This window comes from Paraburkholderia lacunae (assembly GCF_003353175.1).
Lineage (GTDB): Bacteria > Pseudomonadota > Gammaproteobacteria > Burkholderiales > Burkholderiaceae > Paraburkholderia > Paraburkholderia lacunae.
On the sequence record NZ_QHKS01000004.1, the window covers coordinates 25,389 to 44,598 of the forward strand.

Annotated in this window: 18 protein-coding genes, 1 pseudogene and 2 riboswitches; of the genes and pseudogenes, 12 read left to right on the forward strand and 7 right to left on the reverse strand. The window is 62.7% G+C overall.

All coding sequences use genetic code 11. The features are described 5' to 3' along the window. Positions 1 to 4: 4 nt before the first annotated feature. On the reverse strand, positions 5 to 913 hold the full coding sequence (locus tag DLM46_RS06885) for a sugar phosphate isomerase/epimerase family protein (protein WP_115100029.1): 909 nt from the start codon (positions 911 to 913) through the stop codon (positions 5 to 7). 156 nt (positions 914 to 1,069) lie between these two features. On the opposite strand from DLM46_RS06885, the gene DLM46_RS06890 reads away from it, so the two are divergent. From DLM46_RS06890 to DLM46_RS06900, 3 genes are all read left to right on the forward strand, one after another. Then, entirely contained in the window at positions 1,070 to 1,438 is a 369-nt protein-coding gene (locus DLM46_RS06890) for a helix-turn-helix domain-containing protein (RefSeq protein WP_115100030.1), read from the forward strand. A 114-nt stretch (positions 1,439 to 1,552) separates the two neighbouring features. Beyond that, positions 1,553 to 1,690, forward strand: a riboswitch (guanidine-I (ykkC/yxkD leader). 162 nt (positions 1,691 to 1,852) lie between these two features. After that, positions 1,853 to 2,896: an ABC transporter substrate-binding protein gene (locus DLM46_RS06895; RefSeq protein WP_115100031.1), complete on the forward strand. Its 1,044-nt coding sequence runs from the start codon at positions 1,853 to 1,855 to the stop codon at positions 2,894 to 2,896. Positions 2,897 to 3,095: 199 nt separating this feature from the next. Beyond that, positions 3,096 to 4,139 (forward strand): rod shape-determining protein, encoded by a 1,044-nt coding sequence (locus DLM46_RS06900; protein ID WP_115100032.1) that lies wholly within the window; start codon positions 3,096 to 3,098, stop codon positions 4,137 to 4,139. Between the two features lie 57 nt (positions 4,140 to 4,196). On the opposite strand, the pseudogene DLM46_RS06905 reads toward DLM46_RS06900, so the two are convergent. The 4 genes and pseudogenes from DLM46_RS06905 to DLM46_RS06920 form a co-directional block, all read right to left on the reverse strand. Further along, positions 4,197 to 4,625 (reverse strand): annotated as a pseudogene (locus DLM46_RS06905) (allophanate hydrolase-related protein); the annotation flags it as partial. Positions 4,626 to 4,829: 204 nt separating this feature from the next. Next, positions 4,830 to 5,420 (reverse strand): flavin reductase family protein, encoded by a 591-nt coding sequence (locus DLM46_RS06910; protein WP_115100033.1) that lies wholly within the window; start codon positions 5,418 to 5,420, stop codon positions 4,830 to 4,832. A gap of 10 nt (positions 5,421 to 5,430) precedes the next feature. Further along, on the reverse strand, positions 5,431 to 6,165 hold the full coding sequence (locus DLM46_RS06915; RefSeq protein ID WP_115100034.1) for a GntR family transcriptional regulator: 735 nt from the start codon (positions 6,163 to 6,165) through the stop codon (positions 5,431 to 5,433). After that, a complete protein-coding gene (locus DLM46_RS06920) occupies positions 6,162 to 7,127 on the reverse strand; it encodes a polysaccharide deacetylase family protein (protein ID WP_115100305.1) in 966 nt (321 codons plus the stop codon). Before DLM46_RS06920 ends, DLM46_RS06915 begins: the two co-directional genes overlap by 4 nt. A 328-nt stretch (positions 7,128 to 7,455) precedes the next feature. Here DLM46_RS06920 and DLM46_RS06925 point away from each other — a divergent pair, with 328 nt between their 5' ends. From DLM46_RS06925 to DLM46_RS06960, 8 genes are all read left to right on the forward strand, one after another. Then, positions 7,456 to 8,514, forward strand: coding sequence for an ABC transporter ATP-binding protein (locus tag DLM46_RS06925; protein ID WP_115100035.1), 1,059 nt, complete (start codon positions 7,456 to 7,458; stop codon positions 8,512 to 8,514). Between the two features lie 116 nt (positions 8,515 to 8,630). Beyond that, positions 8,631 to 9,926: an ABC transporter substrate-binding protein gene (locus tag DLM46_RS06930; protein WP_115100036.1), complete on the forward strand. Its 1,296-nt coding sequence runs from the start codon at positions 8,631 to 8,633 to the stop codon at positions 9,924 to 9,926. Positions 9,927 to 10,093: 167 nt separating this feature from the next. After that, positions 10,094 to 11,008 carry an ABC transporter permease gene (locus DLM46_RS06935; protein ID WP_115100037.1) on the forward strand — a complete coding sequence of 305 codons (915 nt, stop codon included), beginning with the start codon at positions 10,094 to 10,096 and terminating at the stop codon, positions 11,006 to 11,008. A gap of 1 nt (position 11,009) precedes the next feature. Next, positions 11,010 to 11,906, forward strand: a complete 897-nt coding sequence (locus DLM46_RS06940; protein ID WP_115100038.1) for an ABC transporter permease — start codon at positions 11,010 to 11,012, stop codon at positions 11,904 to 11,906. A gap of 106 nt (positions 11,907 to 12,012) precedes the next feature. Then, positions 12,013 to 12,531, forward strand: coding sequence for an SLATT domain-containing protein (locus DLM46_RS06945; protein ID WP_115100306.1), 519 nt, complete (start codon positions 12,013 to 12,015; stop codon positions 12,529 to 12,531). A gap of 296 nt (positions 12,532 to 12,827) precedes the next feature. After that, positions 12,828 to 13,598, forward strand: coding sequence for a DUF4118 domain-containing protein (locus DLM46_RS06950; RefSeq protein WP_115100039.1), 771 nt, complete (start codon positions 12,828 to 12,830; stop codon positions 13,596 to 13,598). Between the two features lie 3 nt (positions 13,599 to 13,601). Next, the gene (locus DLM46_RS06955) at positions 13,602 to 14,489 is read left to right on the forward strand and encodes an alpha/beta hydrolase (protein ID WP_115100040.1); all 888 of its coding nucleotides are present in this window, start codon (positions 13,602 to 13,604) and stop codon (positions 14,487 to 14,489) included. After that, entirely contained in the window at positions 14,486 to 15,349 is an 864-nt protein-coding gene (locus DLM46_RS06960; protein ID WP_115100041.1) for a MipA/OmpV family protein, read from the forward strand. Before DLM46_RS06955 ends, DLM46_RS06960 begins: the two co-directional genes overlap by 4 nt. Before the next feature lie 144 nt (positions 15,350 to 15,493). Here the strand turns inward: DLM46_RS06960 and DLM46_RS06965 are convergent, their stop codons facing one another. Beyond that, on the reverse strand, positions 15,494 to 16,198 hold the full coding sequence (locus DLM46_RS06965; protein WP_115100042.1) for a YceH family protein: 705 nt from the start codon (positions 16,196 to 16,198) through the stop codon (positions 15,494 to 15,496). 359 nt (positions 16,199 to 16,557) lie between these two features. Then, a riboswitch (glycine riboswitch) is annotated at positions 16,558 to 16,651 on the forward strand. A 174-nt stretch (positions 16,652 to 16,825) separates the two neighbouring features. On the opposite strand from DLM46_RS06965, the gene DLM46_RS06970 reads away from it, so the two are divergent. Next, positions 16,826 to 18,037 carry a D-amino acid dehydrogenase gene (locus DLM46_RS06970; protein WP_115100043.1) on the forward strand — a complete coding sequence of 404 codons (1,212 nt, stop codon included), beginning with the start codon at positions 16,826 to 16,828 and terminating at the stop codon, positions 18,035 to 18,037. Positions 18,038 to 18,354: 317 nt separating this feature from the next. On the opposite strand, the gene DLM46_RS06975 is transcribed toward DLM46_RS06970, so the two are convergent. Next, positions 18,355 to 19,047 (reverse strand): HAD family hydrolase, encoded by a 693-nt coding sequence (locus DLM46_RS06975; RefSeq protein WP_115100044.1) that lies wholly within the window; start codon positions 19,045 to 19,047, stop codon positions 18,355 to 18,357. Positions 19,048 to 19,210: the final 163 nt, after the last annotated feature.

Consider the following 19,210-nt stretch of genomic DNA (forward strand, 5'->3'; position numbering starts at 1 on the left):
TTGCCTATGCATGTTGCGGTTCGATTTTCGATTCGGTCTGCGGCGCCGCCTGTGAATCGGCGCGCGCCTCGCGCCCAGCGAGAAACACCGCGAAATGGCGCCGCTCTTCGCGTCCCATCCACGTGTTGATCTCCCACAGATCGGCCACCGGCGCGTTCGTGAAAGGCAACGTGTGCAGATAGCCGTCGGGGCCGAACTCGGGCGTCATCGTCGTAGTCGTATAGCCTTTGTCGATCTGCGCGGCCCACAGCGCCTCCCAGATTCGCTGGTGCGAAGCCAGGCAGCCGGCGTATTCGGGCGCGGCAGGGTGCGGAACCTGCGGACCTTGCGGATAGCCGACGCGGCCGTGCACATGGTGCGCATGAGGGGCGAGCGCCAGAATCGTGTCCCATTCGCCGTCGAGCAGGCGCTCGCAGACCGACACCCAATGGCTGAAATCACAGGTCAGCTTGAGCTCCGGCACGGCCCGCACGACATCGCGCGTGATCCAGGGGTTGAAGAACGAACGGCCGCGATGCGTCTCGAAGCTGCAGATCACGTCGTGCTTCGCCGCGATCTCCACCGCGCGTGCAAAGAAGTCGACTTGCGTGGCGGCCGGCCACGCGTCGCAGCCCGCCATCACATTGAAAAAGCGCGGCTCGAGCGGCTTGCCCCAAACGATTTTCTCTTCGAAGTCGCGCAAATGATCGGCGGGCGTAGCAGAACGCTCCGGCACGTAACTGCCGGCCGTCGTGATCTCCGCGATGAACTCGAGCCGTTCTTCGGCAAGGGCATGCGCAAATGCTTCGCGGGCCGCCGCGCCGGCCGGCACCGGCGCCTCGATGCCGTCGAAGCCGGCGGCGCGCACCATCGGTGCGGCCTCCCGTGGCCCGCCGTCGAATCCCCAGAACGTCTTGAACAATTCGAATTTCATCGCCCCTCCAATACATGCAAAATTGCACGCAATAGTACATGCAAATCCGGACAGATCAATAAACTATCCGCTCGGCAGCGTGCATAATTTCGGCGCGCCCGATTTCCGGCTTAATTAGCACTTAAACTGTGCACCCCTCCTCCTCTTGGTGAATCGATGAAGAAAAAAATTGCGCGTAACAAGGGGCAAGCCGTGGCGCGCGCCATTCTCGACATGGACTGGCAGTGGTCAGCGCACTTCGGCGATCTGGGGCTGAACGACCTCAACTACAGCGACCTGTTCTGCCGGATGTGGGTGGACAAGGAGGATGACTTCGCGAAGACGGCGCTGTACGACTTCATGCCCGGCGTGAGCCGCCGCACCGCGGTCCGCTACGTGCAGGAGCTGATCGACGCGGGCTGGCTGCTGGAAACGAATTCCGAACAGGATCGCCGCATCAAGCAGATCAGCCTCGCGGCGTCGATCGAGGACCGGCTCGAGCAGTTCCTGGCTTACGTGCATCAACGTTTCGCCGCGCTGGACTGAGACGCTGCATCGTTCTGCCGAAGCAGACGCGAAACGCAAGCCGCATCGTCATGACTTGATCCCGCTGGCATATTTCTCGCTTGATTGGAAGCCGAGAGGTGCGGCGGCGTCGCATCTTAGGGATGCTAGGGTTCCGGTTCGCAAGAACGTCTGGTCCGAGAGCAGCCCGGTGCACCGATTCGATCGGCTCGAGGTTCGACCTTGAGGCGATCGGCCGGCGGCACTACACGGCGGGACAAAAGCCCGGGAGATTGGCGATAGCGATGTCTATCGTGCCTCTCCGTGGCCGGCGTTTGTCTCCCGCAGTTTCAGCGCAGTTTGCACGCTCGCAGGAACCGGTCATGTTGTTTTATCGCGCAGTCGCCGCGCGGTCCAACTCAACAATCGCGATTGACCGGTCTCCTGGAGAAAACGATGCAACGATTCAAATCCGCCCCCACCTTGCTTACCTCGCTTAACCGTCTGTCTTCGTCAGCGCGCCTGCGTGGCGCCATTGCCGGCGCCGCCGCGGCGCTTGCGTTCGGCCTCGCCGCCGCGCCTGCCTGTGCGGCCGCGCCGCTGGCCATCGGCTATAGCGACTGGCCTGGCTTTGTTGCCTTCCAGATCGCGATCGACAAAGGCTGGTTCAAACAGGCCGGCGTGGACGTCAATTTCCAATGGTTCGATTACTCCGCCTCGCTCGATGCGTTCGCGGCGGGCAAGCTCGACGCGGTGGGCGCCACCAACGGCGATGCTCTCGTCACCGGCGCAAGCGGCGCGAAGAACGTGATGGTGCTGCTGACCGACTACTCGAGCGGCAACGACATGATCGTGGCGAAGCCGCCCGTCCGCTCCGTCGAGGGGCTCAAGGGCAAGAAGGTCGGCGTCGAAGTCGGTCTGGTCGATCACCTGCTGCTCGACACGGCGCTCGAGAAACACGCGCTCAAGGAATCGGACCTCACGCTGGTGAACGCGAAGACCAATGAATTGCCGCAGGTGCTCGCTTCGTCCAACGATGTCGCGGCGGTCGGCGCATGGCAGCCGAACGCCGGCGAAGCACTCAAGCGCGTGCCGGGCTCGCGGCCGATCTTCACCTCGGCCGATGCGCCGGGCCTCATCTACGACGCCATCACGGTCAATCCTGTCAGCCTGTCGTCGCGCAAGGCCGACTGGGAAAAGGTGATCAAGGTCTGGTATCGCTGCGTCGCCTACATCAACGATCCGAAGACGCAACCGGATGCGGTGAAGATCATGTCCGCGCGCGTCGGTCTCACGCCGGCGCAATATCTGCCGTTGCTCAAGGGGACGCACCTGCTCGACGCCGCGGCGGCGAAGAAAGCATTCATCAAGGGCGACGGGCTGGACTCGGTGTACGGCTCGAGCGTGAACGCCGACAAGTTCAACGTGCGTAACGCTGTGTACAAGCAATCGCAGAATGTGAGCGCCTATATCGACCCGACGTTGGCCAACGCGCCGTAAGCAGCCGAGTGAAAAGGAAGCATGCGCACGATTCGCGCATGCTTCCTTGCGGCGCCCGGGTTTACCGCAGCACCCGCGCCATGCGTTGCTGTTATTCTTCCCTCTCCCGACCGTCACCCGGTCGCCTGCCGCCGCCCTCGAGCGGCGTTTCCAAGCGGCGCGCTCACGCGCCCTGGCATCAAGCGAGACAGGAATTTGCATGTTCGGCTTTCTGCGCGGCTATTTTTCCAACGACCTGGCGATCGATCTCGGCACGTCGAATACCCTGATCTACATGCGCGGCAAGGGCATCGTGCTGGACGAACCATCGGTCGTGTCGATTCGTCAGGAAGGCGGTCCCAACGGCAAGAAAATCATTCTGGCAGTCGGCAAGGAAGCCAAGCAGATGCTCGGCAAGGTGCCGGGCAATATCGAGGCGATCCGCCCGATGAAGGACGGCGTGATCGCCGACTTCAACATCACCCAGCAGATGATCAAGCGCTTCATCCAGATGGCGCATGAAACGCGCATGTTCGCGCCGTCGCCGCGCATCATCATCTGCGTGCCGTGCGGGTCCACCCAGGTCGAACGGCGCGCGATCAAGGAAGCCGCGCATAGCGCGGGCGCCTCGCAGGTCTACCTGATCGAAGAGCCCATGGCCGCGGCCACCGGCGCCGGCCTGCCGGTCTCGGAAGCCACCGGCTCGATGGTGGTCGATATCGGCGGCGGCACGACCGAGGTGGGCGTGATTTCGCTCGGCGGTATCGTTTACAAAGGCTCGGTGCGCGTGGGCGGCGACAAGTTCGACGACGCCATCGTCAACTACATTCGCCGCAACTACGGGATGCTGATCGGCGAGCAAACGGCCGAAGCGATCAAGAAGGAAATCGGCTCCGCGTTTCCGGGCTCTGAAATCAAGGAGATGGAAGTCAAAGGCCGCAATATGTCGGAAGGCATTCCGCGCAGCTTCACGGTGTCCAGCAACGAGATTCTCGAAGCGCTCACCGATCCGTTGAATCAGATCGTCTCGGCGGTCAAGATCGCGCTCGAACAGACGCCGCCGGAACTCGGCGCCGACATCGCCGAGCGCGGCATCATGCTGGCGGGCGGCGGCGCATTGCTGCGCGATCTCGACCGGCTGCTGGCCGAAGAGACCGGTCTGCCGGTGTTCGTCGCCGAAGCGCCGCTCACGTGCGTGGTGCGCGGCTCGGGCATGGCGCTCGAACGCATGGATAAATTCGGCGGAGCGTTCTCCTACGAATGACGCTCGTGAAGCGCGGGTCGGCCAGGCTGAGGTTCAGGTCGAGGCTCAGCCTGAAGGCTAACGCTCGTTAGCCTCCAGGCTGTCGAGATAGGCGAGCCAGCCGCCGAACGCGGTAATCTCCGTCGCGCCACTGTCGTCGCTGACCGCGGACGGCTCGCAGATAAAGCCTTTCACGGCGAGGCCGCCGGCGAGTAGCAGCGTGCCGATACCGAGCGGCGCGGGCACATCCATCACGAACTTGCCGAAGGTGCGCAGCGGCACGTCCCAGACTTCGACGGCGATTGGCGCGCCTGGCTGGCTGGTCGTGCGGACCAGTCCGGGCTTCGGCGGCTGCGTGCCGGCCAGCGCGTAAAGCCGATAACAGGGCGCGGTGTGCGTGGCCTCGACAAAGCGCGCGCCGGCCTCCTGCAACTGCCAGTTCAGCGGTTGTCCGCGCAGATGCGCGCCGACCACCGCGAGCGCGACAGTGGGTTCCTGCAACGGCAATGACTCGCTGCTTGCCGACGCGGCTTCGCTTGCGGTGAGTGGCGACTGAGTCCGCGTGCCCGGCTCGGCGGAACCAGCGGCAAATTGATCCATGTTGGTCGGCACGTGTTTTTTCATGAGTTCGATCTTGAAGACAAGTTTGGACGGAAAACAGCACGAGATATGCCAAGTCCGTCCCGCCTGTCATTGAACAGACAGACGATCTCAGCCGAGCGTAAAGCGGTCGCGCGTCGTCACGTAGTCGCTCGCGCCGAAACGGCCCACCGGAAAATAGTGCTGCAGCCGCACGCGCCATGTCTCGGTGTCGATCAGTTCATCGCGCGCATGCAGCCGCAGCACGCGGCCGATGAAAATCTGCCGGCTGGTCGTCTCCAGTTTCTCCCAGAGCGTGCATTCGAACGCCACCGGCGCTTCGGCGATGCGCGGCGGCGCGACCCGCGTGCTCGCCGCCGGCGTCAGGCCGACCTCGGCGAGTTCGCTCACATTGGGCGGCAAGCGCTCGCCGCAGCGATGCATCTTCTCCGCAATCGCCTCGTCAGCGAGATGCACGACGAACTCGCCGGTTCGCACGATGTTCACCGCGGTGTCCTTTAGCGTGCCGTCGGCCACGCGGTTGATGCTGATCATCACGATCGGCGGCTCCTCGCCGAGCATGTTGAACATCGAGAACGGCGCGGCGTTGATCGTGCCGTCCGCGCCGAGCGTGGTGACGAGCGCGATCGGACGCGGCACGATCAGGCTCGCCATCAGCTTGTAGCGCTGGTACTCGGTGATCGCTTCGAAGTCGATTTCCATGATGGACCGCCTAGTTCTGGGTAGCGTATTCAGTGATGCCGAGCAGCTGGCCGAGACTTTTCTCGCCTCGCATCCGCGACGTTTCGATGCGCTCTTCAATGTCGCGCAGATGCGCTTCCATCTGCGCCATCGCGCCGGCTGCATCGCGTGCCTCGATGCAATCGACGATTGCCGCGTGTTCCGCGTGTTCACACGGCGCGTGGCCCGGCGGCTCATACACGCCGACGATCAGCGAGCAGCGCGACACCAGTTCCTTCAGATAGTTTTGCAGGATCGAATTGCCCGCCAGCGCGGCGATACGCATGTGGAACCCGCTGGCGAGCGTGGCCCACGACGGCTGGTCGAAGCGATGCATCGCCTCGTGCTCATCGGCCAGTTGTTGACGCAGCAACTCGATGTCCTCGCGGCTCGCGCGCTGCACGGCCAATTCGACCAGCATGCGTTCGACGGAGCGCCGCGCTTCGAAAATCTCGCGCGTTTCCTCCGGAGTCGGCTCGGCGATCACTGCGCCCTTGTTCGGCCGCAACACGACGATGCCGTCGTAGGCGAGCTTTTCCAGCACCCGCCGCACGACGGCGCGCCCCACGCCGAACAGCTGGCACAGCTCGGGCTCCGGCAGCTTCGTGCCGGGCGTCAGGCGGTGGTTCAGGACGCCGTCGAAGATCGACTGATAGATACGCGCGTCGACGTCCGCGTCGTCCTTGCGCGTTTTTTTTGCGGTGGCCACGCCGGCTTTCGGGCTCATGCGAGTGCCGGGCGCAGCGCGCCATCCCGTTCCAGTTCGTCCATATGACGCGCGATGGCGCCCGGCGTCGTGATCCATACATCGCCCTTCGCTCGCGCCGCGGCGATGTGTTCAAGCGCGCGGCGCAGATGGCGCAGCCGGTACGGCTGCCCCACCAGATACGGATGCAGTGCAATGCCCATCACCAGCGCCTGCGGCTTCGTTCCACGGTTGGCCTGCTCGAGCATCTCGTCGAACTGATCGACGATCATGTCGGCGAACGCGCGTCCGTCCATATGGCGCGCCACCATCATCGGCAAATCATTGAGCTCCTGCGGGTACGGAATCGACCACAACGGCGCGCCGCGCGTGGCCATCCGCACGGGACGGTCGTCGTGGCACCAGTTCAGCGTATAGCGATAGCCAGTCTCGGCCAGCAGATCGGGCGTGAGATGCGACTCCGAGATCCACGGCGAGAGCCAGCCGTCCGGCGGCGTGCCAGCTTGTTCTGCGATGCGCTCGCGGCAATCCCGAAGCAGCCCACGTTCGCCGCTTTCGTCGAGATCGCTCTGCCGGTGCGCATTCGTATGGCCGTGGCCGATTAGTTCATCGCCGCGCGCGACGCAAGCCGCAATCAGTTCCGGGCAATGATCGTAGAGCGCGGTGTTGATGAGCGTGCCGGCCGGCAAGTCGAGCTGATCGAACAGTTCGATGCAGCGCCATGCCCCCACCCGGTTGCCATACTCGCGCCAGCTGTGATTCAGCACGTCCGGTTGCGGCGAGATCGGCCCGAGCGCGGCGCCGAGTCCTTCGCCGAAAGCAAAGTGCTCGATGTTAAAGCCCAGATAGACGGCGAGCCCGGTGTCGCCGGGCCAGCGGAACCCATCGCTGTCCGTGATCGGCCGGTAGGCAAAGCGGCCATGCGTGGCGAGCAATTGGCGAGCGCGGTTCTGCACTGCTGGCATGTTCTCTGTGTCGTTCATTTGAAGAAAGCCATGGGTGACGATAAGCGACGGGGAGCGCGCCGTGTGAACCGGGTTGGCCAGCTCATGCCCCGTGACGGACCGAAGACGCACCGCGATCGCGCAAATCAATCCCATTTGATCGCCGACGATCGATGCATCGGATCGTTTGCAATATGTGAGCCAACTTGTAGACGTTAAGCGCCGCAGCACGTTTGCAATCGGCAAGCGTCACGATGCGGCGGATGGCACATGTCTTGCATTTACATGGCTTCGCGCAGACGGCGCTTGTACCTCGCCTGTATCACGCTAGTGCCGTGCCTGCGCCGTTCACGAGGACAGCCCCTTCATGATTCAGCCTGCTTCAACGGTGCTCGAAACCAAAGCCGCCGATATCGAACTGGTGCACGTGTCGAAGCAATACGGCGACGCGCTCGCCGTCGACGCCATCGATCTGCGTATTGCGGGCGGCCAGTACTGCTGCCTGCTCGGGCCATCCGGATGCGGCAAGACGTCGACCTTGCGCATGATCGCGGGGCATGAATCGGTCACCGAAGGTGACATTCTGATTGCTGGCCGCAACGTCACGCGCGAAGAACCCGCCGCCCGCGGCACCGCGATGGTGTTTCAGAACTATGCGCTGTTCCCGCATCTGAGCGCGCGCGATAACGTCGCGTTCAGCCTGAAGATGCGCGGCGTCGCCAAGGACGTGCGCCGCAAACGCGCGGGCGAACTGCTGGAACTCGTCGCGATGTCGGCGTATGCCGAACGCAAGCCGGCGCAACTCTCCGGCGGCCAGCAGCAGCGCGTGGCGCTCGCGCGTGCGTTGCTGAATCAGCCCGGCTGCCTGTTGCTCGATGAACCGCTGTCGGCGCTCGATCCCTTCCTGCGCGTTCAGATGCGCGCCGAACTCAAGCGCTGGCAGAAGGAGCTCGGCATCACCTTCGTGCACGTCACTCACTCGCAGGAAGAGGCGATGGCGCTTGCCGACCTGGTGGTCGTGATGAGCCATGGCCGCATTGAACAAAGCGGGTCGCCGCACGAAGTCTTCAACCGCCCGCGCACCGAGTTCGTCGCGCGTTTTCTTGGCGGGCACAACGTATTCGACACGAATGGCCGCTTGTTTACCGTGCGTGCCGACCATCTGCGCGTGGTGCCGCACGGCGTGACGCCGGTCCAGGCCGCGGGCGGCGAAAGCGGTCTCGCGCGCATCGGCGGTGTGCCCTGCACGGTGCGCGAGGCCGAATACCAGGGCACCCATTTGCGCATGACGCTCGACCCGCTCGACGGCTCGCCTGAACTGATCTCGCTCGTGAGCGACGGCGAATACGATCCGGCGCGGCTCGGTCCCGAGGCGCGCGTGGTCGTCTGGTGGAACGAACAGGACGCCCACCCGCTGGCGGCCTGAGCGTGTGCGCGGCATTGCGCGGCATTACGTTACGCGGCCGTGAAGAGCGCGACTGACCCGGAACGTCAACCGGGCGCGAACCGAATTTCAACTGAGCGCCAACTGAGGAGAAAGCAATGAGTGAAGCGAACGAGAGCCCGGCAGCGGCCGCATCCGACCTGACGGACAAAGGCCTGTCGCGCCGCACGTTCATCAAGGGCGCGGTGGCGGCGGCCGGTATTGCCGGTTTTCCGTACGTGCACGCGCAGGAGAAGATCACGTTGCGCTATCTCGGCACGGCGGTCAACCAGAGCGCCGACATCGCGAAGAAATTCAAGGAAGACACCGGCATCGAGATTCAATACGTGCCGGTGACCACCGACGACGTCGCCAAGCGCATCATCACGCAGCCGAACTCGTTCGACATTGTCGACACCGAATACTTCGCGCTCAAGAAGCTGATTCCGGCCGGCACGCTCGCGGGCCTCGACGCGAAGCGGATCAAACTCGCGGACAAGATCACCCCGGTGCTCACGCGCGGCGAGGTGAACGGCAAGAAGATCGGCGACCAGGGCACCGCGCCGAAAAAGGTGATGTTTCTGACCGGTCCGCGCTCCACCGAATTTTCGGCCACGCCCACCGAATGGATGACGCTGATTCCCACCACCTATAACGCCGATACGCTCGGCATTCGCCCCGACCTGATCAAGCGCCCGATCAGCAGTTGGGCCGAGCTGCTCAATCCGCAGTTCAAGGGCAAGGCGGCGCTGCTCAACATTCCCGCGATCGGTATCATGGATTCGGCGATGGCGATCGAGGCGATGGGTCACGTCAAGTACGGCGACAAAGGCAATATGACAAAGGCCGAGATCGACCAGACCATCAAGATTCTGATCGAAGCCAAACGCGCCGGCCAGTTCCGCGCGTTCTGGAAGGACTTCAACGAAAGCGTGAACCTGATGGCCTCCGGCGAAGTGGTGATCCAGTCGATGTGGTCGCCGGCAGTAACCAAGGTGCGCACGATGGGTGTCGCCTGCACGTTCCAGCCGCTCAAGGAAGGCTATCGCTCGTGGGCATCGGGTTTCGGCTTTCCGCGCTCGCTGCAGGGCAAGAAGCTCGATGCCGCGTATGAGTTCGTCAACTGGTTCCAGAACGGCTGGGCCGGCGCCTACCTGATGCGCCAGGGCTACTACTCGGGCGTGCTCGAAACCGCGAAAGCCCACATGCAACCTTACGAGTGGGATTACTGGATCGAGGGCAAACCGGCCACCCAGGATATCAAGGCGCCGGACGGCCAGTTGCTCGAAAAGGCCGGCACCGTGCGTGACGGCGGCTCGTACAACCAGCGCATGGGCGCGATTGCCTGCTGGAATGCGGTGATGGACGAGAACATCTATATGGTGCAGAAGTGGAACGAGTTCATCGCGGCTTGATCGACGCAGCTGCTTGATAGGCTGCCTGAGACGCTGCTTGATAGGCTGCCTGAGACGCTGCCGGTGCATCGCGCGCCGGCAGCCGCTGCATTTCGGACGGCGCAGTCATTCCACCGCTGTCTTTCCACCGTAGTCATTCCACCGCAGTCATTCCAGACACACCGCCCATGGCCACGATCGAACTCCCCTCCCGCGCGCAGGACGAACCCGCCCGGCACCGGCGCGCACCGGCATGGCTGCAGGCCACTCCGCTCACGCTGACGTTCGTGCTGTTCTTCATCGTGCCGCTCGTCATCACGCTGATCGTCAGCTTCTGGGATTTCAACGAGTACCAGATCATTCCAGCCTTCACGCTGAAGAACTACGCGGCGATTTTCAACGGCTGCGCGTCGATGACGGATGTCTGCGTGACCTTCAAGACGTATTGGTCCACGCTCAAATTCTGCGCGATCGTGTGGGCCGTCACGTTCGTGCTGGGGTTTTCGATCGCGTACTTCCTGTCGTTTCACGTGCGCACGACGAGCATGCAGACGGTGCTGTTCCTTGTCTGCACGATTCCGTTCTGGACCTCGAACGTGATCCGGATGATCTCGTGGATGCCGCTGCTCGGCCGCAACGGGCTCGTCAATCAGGCGCTGCTGGGCGCGCATCTGATCGACCAGCCGCTCGAATGGCTGCTGTATTCGAATTTTTCGGTGGTACTGGCGTTCGTGCATCTCTACACGTTTTTCATGATCGTGCCGATTTTCAACGCGATGATGCGCATCGACCGCTCCTTGCTCGAAGCGGCGCGCGATGCCGGCGCGAGCGGCTGGCAGGTCATTCGCAACGTGGTGTTGCCGCTCTCGAAGACCGGTATTGTGATCGGCTCGATCTTCGTGATCACGATCGTGATGGGCGACTTTCTGACCGTTGGCGTGATGGGCGGCCAGCAGATTGCCTCGGTCGGCAAGATCATTCAGGTGCAGACCGGCTACCTGCAATTTCCCGCTGCGGCGGCTAACGCGATCATTCTTCTGGCCGTTGTGCTGATGATCGTGTGGGGCTTGACCCGGGTGGTCGATATCCGCAAGGAGCTTTGATATGCAGGCCAATCGCCTCAAGCACCGCGAGCACCGGCCGGCGAGTTTTTACTGGCTCGCGTTGCTGTTCGGCGTGTTCGTGCTGTTTTTGTATGGCCCGGTCATCACGATTTTCATTCTGTCCTTTCAGGGACCGGAGGGCGGGCTGACGTTTCCGATGCGCGGCGTTTCGCTGCACTGGTTTGCCGTGCTGCGCGACGGTGTCGGCGACGTCGATATCTGGGCCGCGTTTGGGCGATCCGTGCGGCTCGCTCTGGTGGTGACGGTTCTGACCGTGCTGTTTTCCGTGGCAGCGGGGCTGGCTTTTCGCAGGCGCTTTCGGGGCGATACGGCGGTGTTTTATGTGTCGGTTGCCAGTCTGATCATGCCTTCCATTATCGTTTCGCTTGGCATCGGGTTGACATTCCGGCTGCTGGACAACGGAATCCGGTATCTCGCTGCCGCATGGGGGTATCAGTCTCTTGCCGATAGCTATACGACTTCGATGGGCTTGTTGACCTCAGCCCTTGGTGCGCACCTGACCTGGACGTTGCCCTTTGGTTTGCTGGTGATGTTCGCTGTCTTTAACCGCTTCAATCCGGCTTACGAGGAAGCTTCGAGGGATTTGGGCGCTACGCCGTGGCAGAGTTTCCGGCACGTCGTCCTGCCGATCATTGGACCTTCGGTGGTTGGCGTGGCCATGTTCGGCTTCACGCTCTCATGGGATGAGATTGCGCGTACCTCGCAGGCGATCGGTGACCAGAATACTTTGCCGCTCGAACTGCAGGGGCTGACCACTTCGGTGACTACGCCGGTGATTTACGCGCTTGGGACGATGACCACGGTGTTGTCATTTGCTGTGATGGGCCTGTGTTTGCTTGCTGTGAGGGGCCTGGCGCGAAAGCGCACGGTGGCCTGAGTTTTTGATTTCACACCGGGCGGCGTTCATCCTGTCGCCCGCATGTGGCACAGTATCGTTGGGCGCAGACGTTACGCTTGCGGAACTGGACAACGATCACAGCCACATGAAAAACCTGATTTCGTACGAACCCCCGGTCGACGAAGACGCGCTTTTGATGAAGTGGATCCGGCGCGCACGCGAATCCCAGATGAGCCATTACGACATGGCCGACCTGTTGTCCGCGCGGGAGCGCCGCGTCGGCTGGCTGGTGACCGCGCTGACCGCCTTTGTAGGAACGGCGGTGTTTGCGTCCTTGAATGAGGCGGCCGTCGCGCCGGCACTCAGGATTATCGTGGGTCTCGTGAGCGTGATGGCCGCGGTCTCCGCCGCATTGCAAACCTTCTTCCGATTTGCGGAGCGCGCGGAAAAGCATCGCGCCGCCGGCGCGAGGTATGGTGCGGTGCGGCGCCGGCTGGAAGCGGTCTTTGCGGGCGACCCCGACGCGCGCGACGGCCACTACCTCAGCGCGATTCGCGACGAACTGGACCGGCTGGCGGAAGATTCGCCGAATGTGCCGCCGGCGGTTTTTTATCGCACGCAACGCACCTTGTCCGGCGACGCGGAAAGAAGCGGCGGTGAATGAACACGCGGCAAATTGAGTGCGGGTCCGACGTCAGCTCGCGTAGAGGGCCCCAGGCGGCGCTTAAGCTTTGCTTAAGGCCGCACTCCGCAGAATCTACGACTCGCCAGATCCGCCCGCCCAATTCGGCATATTTTTCCGCGCAGGATGCGCGGAACGACAGGCTCGCTGCGCAATATTTACCCTGCTTTACCCTACAACGGCCATCGCCCGCGCCCGATTATGGTATTGTCCGCCGGGCACTCTAAAGCTCATTGCCACGCTTTATCGGGAAGCATAATCGCTCCCTAAAAAATCTTATGGAAGTCCAAAACGCCCGCCGTTGGGCACCACGGGGAAAGCAAGCCTGGCTTGCCGTAGCCGCCGCATTGGCGATCGCCAGCGGTGTGCGCCTGCTGCTTCACCCGCTCATCGGCCCATTCATGCCGGGCACCGCGTTCTGCATCGCGGCGTCGCTGGTCGAATATTATTTCGGTCTCGCACCGGCATTGACAGTCATGCTGCTCGGTCTTGGTATCGCCGACTATCTGTTCGTGCCGCCCTACGCCACCATCGACGTCTTCGATCGCGAAGACGTGATCCTGCTCGTCTCCTATCCGCTGGTCACGCTGCTGGTCATCGTGCTGCTCGAACGCCTGCGGCGCGCGCAGTTTCGCGCGGAGCTGATCGCATCGGTCGCGCAATCGCGCTATGAAATGCTGCTGCGTCACGACAACGAACGCATGCTCGCGCGCCGCGCCGTCGACGAAACGCACCGGCTGTTGCGGCATCTGTCGCATCATCACAGGACCTTTATCCTCATCCAGGCACTCGAGCGCAACGCGCTGCACCAGGCGGACGACATCAAACTGCAAGGCACGCTGCCGCGCCTGCCCAACGAGATCGCACCCGGCCCGCGCTTTGCCGAAGTCCACCCCGAGGATATCCAGCGGCTCAGCAATGCATTGTGGCCCGGCGGCCATCGCGTCCGGCTGAGGAACGGCGACGGCCGCTCGAGACTGACCGAGTGCGTGTGCGAACGCTTCACCACGCATGCGGGCGACTTCCTCGTGTTGCGGATCGGAACCTGAGCCATGAGTCGACCGACCAGCCTGTTCTATCCCGGCGACGACCATGCGGTGCTGATGCTGCACGGCCTGTCCAGCTCGCCGCTCGAATTGCGCTTCCTCGCGCGCCATCTGAACGCCGAAGGCTTCACGACCAGCGCGCCGCTCCTCGCCGGCTATAGCGCCGGTTCCGACGAAGCGGCCATGGAAGTCTGGCTCGACGCCGCCGTGCGCGAGTACGACGCGCTGGCCGCGCGCTTTGCCCGCGTGTCGATCTGCGGCCTTTCGATTGGCGCGGCGCTGGCGCTCGCGCTCGCGCATCGCCGCCCGCAAGCTCAAGCCGTGGTGCTGCTGTCGCTGACGCTGTCCTACGACGGCTGGGCGATTCCCTGGTATCGCTTTCTGCTCAACTGGGCGTACTTCACGCCGATGCGCAACCGCTGGCGTTATCGCGAGGCGGCGCCGTTCGGTCTGCGCAACGAAGCGCTCAGAGCGAAGATCGCGCGCGCCATGCAGCGCAGCGACTTCAGCGAAGTCGGCCCGTCGACCATTTCGTTGCCGGCGTTGCATCAGGCGAGCCGGCTGGCCGCGAACGTGCGCACGCTGGTGCGCGACATCAAGACCGATTGCCTGATCGTCCACGCAATCGACGACGAAACGTCGAGCCCGCACAACGCGCGTTTTGTCGCCGGGAATATCGGCGCCGCCTTTTTACGCACCATCTGGCTGGATGACTCGTATCACATGATCACATCGGACAACGAGCGAGAGATCGTCGCGCGCGAAACCGCGCTGTTTCTGCGCGAAAGTGAAGTGGCCCATAGCAGCGTCGACGGCGAGAAGCCGCAGGTCGTCTCGAAGGCGTTGGCGCGGCGCCTGCGCCAACTCGCGGCACTCGGCAAGGAGCGCGCATGACGCTCAAACTCGCCAAACCGGCTCGCGCGCCGCTGCTGCTTGCGGCGGCTTGCCTCCTTACGGCAAGCGCAGCGCGCGCGGACGATCAGAGTCCGGCTGCGGACGCGCAGGCGTCTGCTAACGCGAACGCGAGCGCCGACGCGAATGCGAATAATGCGAATGCGAGCGCCGACAGCAAATGGAAGATCGCGCTCGGGCCCGGCGTGGTGGTCTCACCCAAGTATCCGGGCTCGCGCCAGTTGAGCGTGTTCCCATTCCCTGCGCTCGACATCTCCTACGACGACCGGTTTTTCTCGCAAGGTCCCGACGTGCTCGGCGTCAACGTGTTGCGCGGCCCCGCGTATCACCTGGGCGCTGCGCTCAGTTGGGATTTCGAGAGCCGCAAGGAATCCGACGATCCGCGTCTGCACGGTCTCGGCGACGTGCACAGCGGTCCCAAGCTCAAGCTGTTCGCCGATTACACGGTGTGGGCGTTCACGGGCTCGGTCGCGCTGTATCAGGAGATCGCCGGCCATCATAAGGGCACGACGGTGAGCACGGACGTGGTCGCTTCCGCGCCGGTCGGCGGATGGCTGTTCTCGGTTGGGCCCGGATTGACCTGGGCGAACGGCACCTATACGCGGACGTTCTTTGGCGTGTCGAGTCAGCAGAGCTCCGCTTCGGGGCTGCCGGTCTATAACACCAGCGCCGGTGTGCGGGACATTCATATGAATGCGGTCGTCAGCTACGATATTTCCCGACACTGGGTTGGGTCGGTGTCGGCAACGTTTGGACGTCTGGAGCATAACGCGGCTAATAGCCCGATTACCCAGCGCAGGTTTGAGCTCAATACGCTCGCTTCGGTGAATTATCGGTTTTAGCCCTGCCGGGCGGGGTTTTTGCGGTGCCTGAGGGGTTGGGGTTTTTTGCCTGTGCAGCGCTTTATGCCTCGCTTTATGCCTCCGCAACCACCGCAACCACCGCAACCAGAAGCACCGGCAAACGCAAAAAACCAGACTCGCGATTTACGGCCGCCCCTCGAGATCGCCGAGATCGATTCCGAGTTCAGCGGCCATACGCGCAACCAGCGCGTGAAGCCGGCTTACTTCATCAGCGAGCCTCTTCTGTTCGGCCTTGACAGCCTCGAACGCCGACAACGGCGCACTATCCTCGTCGCCTCCCCCTTGGGCGATTTCGCTCGCGCTGACCTCCCCGCATAACAGATGCATCCAGCGATTCTCACGCTCGCCCGGCGTGCGGGCCAGTTTCACCACGCGCGGTGGTTCGCCGGCGGCGAGTTCGTCGAGAAACGCCTCGACCGACGAGATGTCCGCAAAACCGTGCAGCCGCGCGCAGTTCAGCCGCAACTCGGCCGCGGTCTGCGGGCCGCGCAACAGCAACGTGGTCAGCAATGCAGCCGATTGGCTCGGCAGCCCAAGCACGCGATTCATGTTGTGCTCGAACCGCGGCACACGGCTGCTGCTGCCCTCCATCACCAGGCTCAGACGCTTCAAGCCATCAATGGCGGTCAACACCTCCGCTTCGGTGGCGCTCATCACCGGTGCGCGCCCAGTTTTCTGGTTGCAGCCCAAAGTCAGCGCGTTGAGCGAAAGCGGATAACTGTCCGGCACAGTGTGCTGTTTTTCAACCAGCACGCCGAGCACACGCCCTTCGAGTTGCGTCAGAGCACGGATGGACGGGCGGGAAAGAGCGTCAGGATTGGAGTTCATAAATGATGTCGCGGCTAGCGCCGCCGGGTCGCGTGGACCGGCGTGCATAGCGTCGCACAGCCGGGCGGAGTTTTTAGTTTGTGAGCCCTATGATAAACGGCCCAGGCACCCACGGTGTACGAATCTGCGCCGCAACACGCCGCGCGCGGTGCGGCGCGCCTGCGTTCATGACGGCGCCAGCATCGGTTTCGTGCTGCCTTGCACGAACCTGCGCGAACGTGCGGGTGCGGCGCCGCGGCGCCGCGCACAGGCGGCAAAAGAGCGGCCTTGAACACGGTTTTTCAGGGCGCCGGTTGCGCAGCGCATTGCACGAAACACTTGCGGCGATATTTTTTGCACGGTATCGTCGTGCGGTTCTGCAACGCAGCGCGGGAGAGATCGTCAGACGCAGGTGACGACGCCGACGGAGCAACCGCCCCGGAAACTCTCAGGCAAAAGGACCGCGCAGCCGGAACATCTGGAGAGCGGCGCTGTGCGCGCCCACCGAAGGGGAATCCCGCCCACCGCGTGCAACCTGCACGAGCGCTGACGGGATGAAACTCTCAGGTACATGGACAGATGGGGCATCGACGCCGGTTTCGACACGAAATCGACACCGGTGATGCTCAATCTACTCTGGACCATGTCATGTCACGAATCGCCATCATCGGCGCCGGGATTACCGGTGTCACGACTGCGCACGCCCTCGCGCAATGCGGCCATCAAGTCACGGTGTTCGAACGTCATCGCTATGCGGCGATGGAAACCTCGTTCGCCAACGGCGGCCAGTTGTCGGCCAGCAATGCCGAAGTCTGGAACAGCGCAGCTACCGTACTCAAGGGCTTGCGCTGGATGCTCACCCGCGACGCCCCGCTGCTGCTCAATCCGCTGCCCACGTGGCACAAGTATTCGTGGATGGGCGAATTCCTGCGGCAGATTCCGCACTATCGCGCGAACACCGTCGAGACGGTGCGGCTTGCGATCGCGGCGCGGGAACACCTGTTTTCGATTGCCGAGCGCGAAGGGATCAACTTCGATCTGGAGCGGCGCGGCATTTTGCATATCTACAAGAACCGCAAGGATTTCGCTGCCGCCAGCAAGGTGAACGAACTGCTGCGCGAGGGCGGGCTCGACCGCAATCCGGTGACGGCGAGCGAGTTGCATGCAATCGAGCCGACGCTGCACGGCGAGTTTTACGGCGGTTTTTTCACGCCCTCCGATTCCACCGGCGATATTCACAAGTTCACTCGCGGGCTTGCTCAGGCTTGTGTGCGGCACGGGGTGGAGTTTCACTACGAGGCCGAGATTACCGCGGTCGGGCAGACGGCCGATGAGCGATTTACGCTCGCGGTCAATATAGCCGGCGAGCCGCAGCGGTTTGCTTTTGAGCGTATCGTGGTGTGCGCCGGCGTCAAAAGCCGGGATTTCGCCGCCATGCTTGGAGACCATGTCAACGTATATCCGGTGAAAGGCTATTCGATTACCGTGTGTCTCGATGACGAGGTGAGTCAACAGCGAGCGCCGTGGGTCAGCCTGCTCGACGATAGTGCGAAGATCGTCACCAGCCGGCTCGGCGTAGACAGGTTTCGGGTGGCCGGGACGGCGGAGATCAATGGTTTCAATCGGGACATCCGGTCGGATCGGATAGCGCCGTTGATCGATTGGACCCGACGGTATTTTCCGGAGGTGGCCACCTCGAGGGTGATTCCATGGGCCGGGTTGCGGCCTATGCTGCCGAGCATGTTGCCCAAGGTGGGCCGCGGCAAGCGGCGTGGCGTTTTTTATAACACGGGACACGGACATCTTGGGTGGACGTTGTCCGCGGCGACCGCGCAATCGGTTGCCAGCGTTATCGATTAGTTTTTTGCCCGCGCGGCGCTTCACGGCCGCGCTCGTTCCACACCCGAAAGGGCGTCATCGCCATGCTCAAACGCCTCAAAGTGCCCTTGATTCTGATTCTCTCGCTGGCGGTACTGTGCGCAGGCGTTGCCGTCGCGATCGGCGTGTTCGGGTTACTGGTGATGCTGGCCGGCAATCTGTAGCGCACCGTTCGCGCGGGCGTCAGCGGCGCAAAAGGAAGTCGGTTCCGAAGGTTTTTTGCCTTTCGCGGCGCCAAGGTCTGCGTATGTCTGCTTATGTCGGCTTATGTCTCCTGGCCGCCGCCCAAGGCAAGAAAATCAAACCTGACGGCTTATCAGCCAATCGATATCGACATCGGCGAGTTCGCCAATCCTCTCGACACTGACGTCCGCGGCGGGATTACTGCTCACCGCTTCAGGATCAAAAGCATAGTGCCCCTGGCGAGGAAAAACCGTCGTCAACCTCTCCCGCCAGCTCCGCTTCATGGCAGCGAGAATCCGCAATTTGTCGTCGACCATCACATAGTGTCGAGCCGGATAACACTCCATCACCTGATCGAGCATCAACTCTTTGTGGATATAAATCAAAACCCGGCCTTCAACCTCTTCCCATAACCCCGAACGGGCAATCTTCCGCGGTTGAAACACGACGTCCCCGTCGGACAGGATCACGGTAGGCCCCCGCGTGCCCAAATGCCGGATCGCATCCAGCGCCCCCGGATACAAACGGTTCGCAAACGGATAGTCAATCAGAAACGAGGACATCAACAACAGCCGGGTATCCCGCGGATGCTCCCGCCGATACCTCTGCAACGCCCCCAGATAATCGGCGTAGCCAAGCTCCCCTCGCAACGCCTCAAAAATTTCCCAATAGCGCGCACTGTTCTCCTCGCCGAACTCCCGCATCATGTGCGCGCGCAGATCCGCCAGCACATGATCGTTGTCGAGCAAGGTGTTATCGCAATCGAACAGAAACACGACGTCGTGCGGCGTAGCCTTCGTGGCATCCATGGCGGTTCCCTTGAATCAGCTCTTCGGCCCATTGGCCGGCGCAGCGGCCTTCTCGACGTGGCCGCCAAAGTCATGCCGCATCGCCGGCCATACGCGGTTCGGAAAATGCGCGTCGCCGCGCGATGCGTGACATCGAAAAGACGATACGCCTCTTTTCAACGGC

Excerpts from the sequence above, each read along its gene's own strand:
- DLM46_RS06885 (WP_115100029.1), bottom strand. The coding sequence starts at position 913 with ATGAAATTCGAATTGTTCAAGACGTTCTGGGGATTCGACGGCGGGCCA.
- DLM46_RS06890 (WP_115100030.1), top strand. The coding sequence starts at position 1,070 with ATGAAGAAAAAAATTGCGCGTAACAAGGGGCAAGCCGTGGCGCGCGCC.
- DLM46_RS06895 (WP_115100031.1), top strand. The coding sequence starts at position 1,853 with ATGCAACGATTCAAATCCGCCCCCACCTTGCTTACCTCGCTTAACCGT.
- DLM46_RS06900 (WP_115100032.1), top strand. The coding sequence starts at position 3,096 with ATGTTCGGCTTTCTGCGCGGCTATTTTTCCAACGACCTGGCGATCGAT.
- DLM46_RS06910 (WP_115100033.1), bottom strand. The coding sequence starts at position 5,420 with ATGGAAATCGACTTCGAAGCGATCACCGAGTACCAGCGCTACAAGCTG.
- DLM46_RS06915 (WP_115100034.1), bottom strand. The coding sequence starts at position 6,165 with ATGAGCCCGAAAGCCGGCGTGGCCACCGCAAAAAAAACGCGCAAGGAC.
- DLM46_RS06920 (WP_115100305.1), bottom strand. The coding sequence starts at position 7,127 with ATGAACGACACAGAGAACATGCCAGCAGTGCAGAACCGCGCTCGCCAA.
- DLM46_RS06925 (WP_115100035.1), top strand. The coding sequence starts at position 7,456 with ATGATTCAGCCTGCTTCAACGGTGCTCGAAACCAAAGCCGCCGATATC.
- DLM46_RS06930 (WP_115100036.1), top strand. The coding sequence starts at position 8,631 with ATGAGTGAAGCGAACGAGAGCCCGGCAGCGGCCGCATCCGACCTGACG.
- DLM46_RS06935 (WP_115100037.1), top strand. The coding sequence starts at position 10,094 with ATGGCCACGATCGAACTCCCCTCCCGCGCGCAGGACGAACCCGCCCGG.
- DLM46_RS06940 (WP_115100038.1), top strand. The coding sequence starts at position 11,010 with ATGCAGGCCAATCGCCTCAAGCACCGCGAGCACCGGCCGGCGAGTTTT.
- DLM46_RS06945 (WP_115100306.1), top strand. The coding sequence starts at position 12,013 with ATGAAAAACCTGATTTCGTACGAACCCCCGGTCGACGAAGACGCGCTT.
- DLM46_RS06950 (WP_115100039.1), top strand. The coding sequence starts at position 12,828 with ATGGAAGTCCAAAACGCCCGCCGTTGGGCACCACGGGGAAAGCAAGCC.
- DLM46_RS06955 (WP_115100040.1), top strand. The coding sequence starts at position 13,602 with ATGAGTCGACCGACCAGCCTGTTCTATCCCGGCGACGACCATGCGGTG.
- DLM46_RS06960 (WP_115100041.1), top strand. The coding sequence starts at position 14,486 with ATGACGCTCAAACTCGCCAAACCGGCTCGCGCGCCGCTGCTGCTTGCG.
- DLM46_RS06965 (WP_115100042.1), bottom strand. The coding sequence starts at position 16,198 with ATGAACTCCAATCCTGACGCTCTTTCCCGCCCGTCCATCCGTGCTCTG.
- DLM46_RS06970 (WP_115100043.1), top strand. The coding sequence starts at position 16,826 with ATGTCACGAATCGCCATCATCGGCGCCGGGATTACCGGTGTCACGACT.
- DLM46_RS06975 (WP_115100044.1), bottom strand. The coding sequence starts at position 19,047 with ATGGATGCCACGAAGGCTACGCCGCACGACGTCGTGTTTCTGTTCGAT.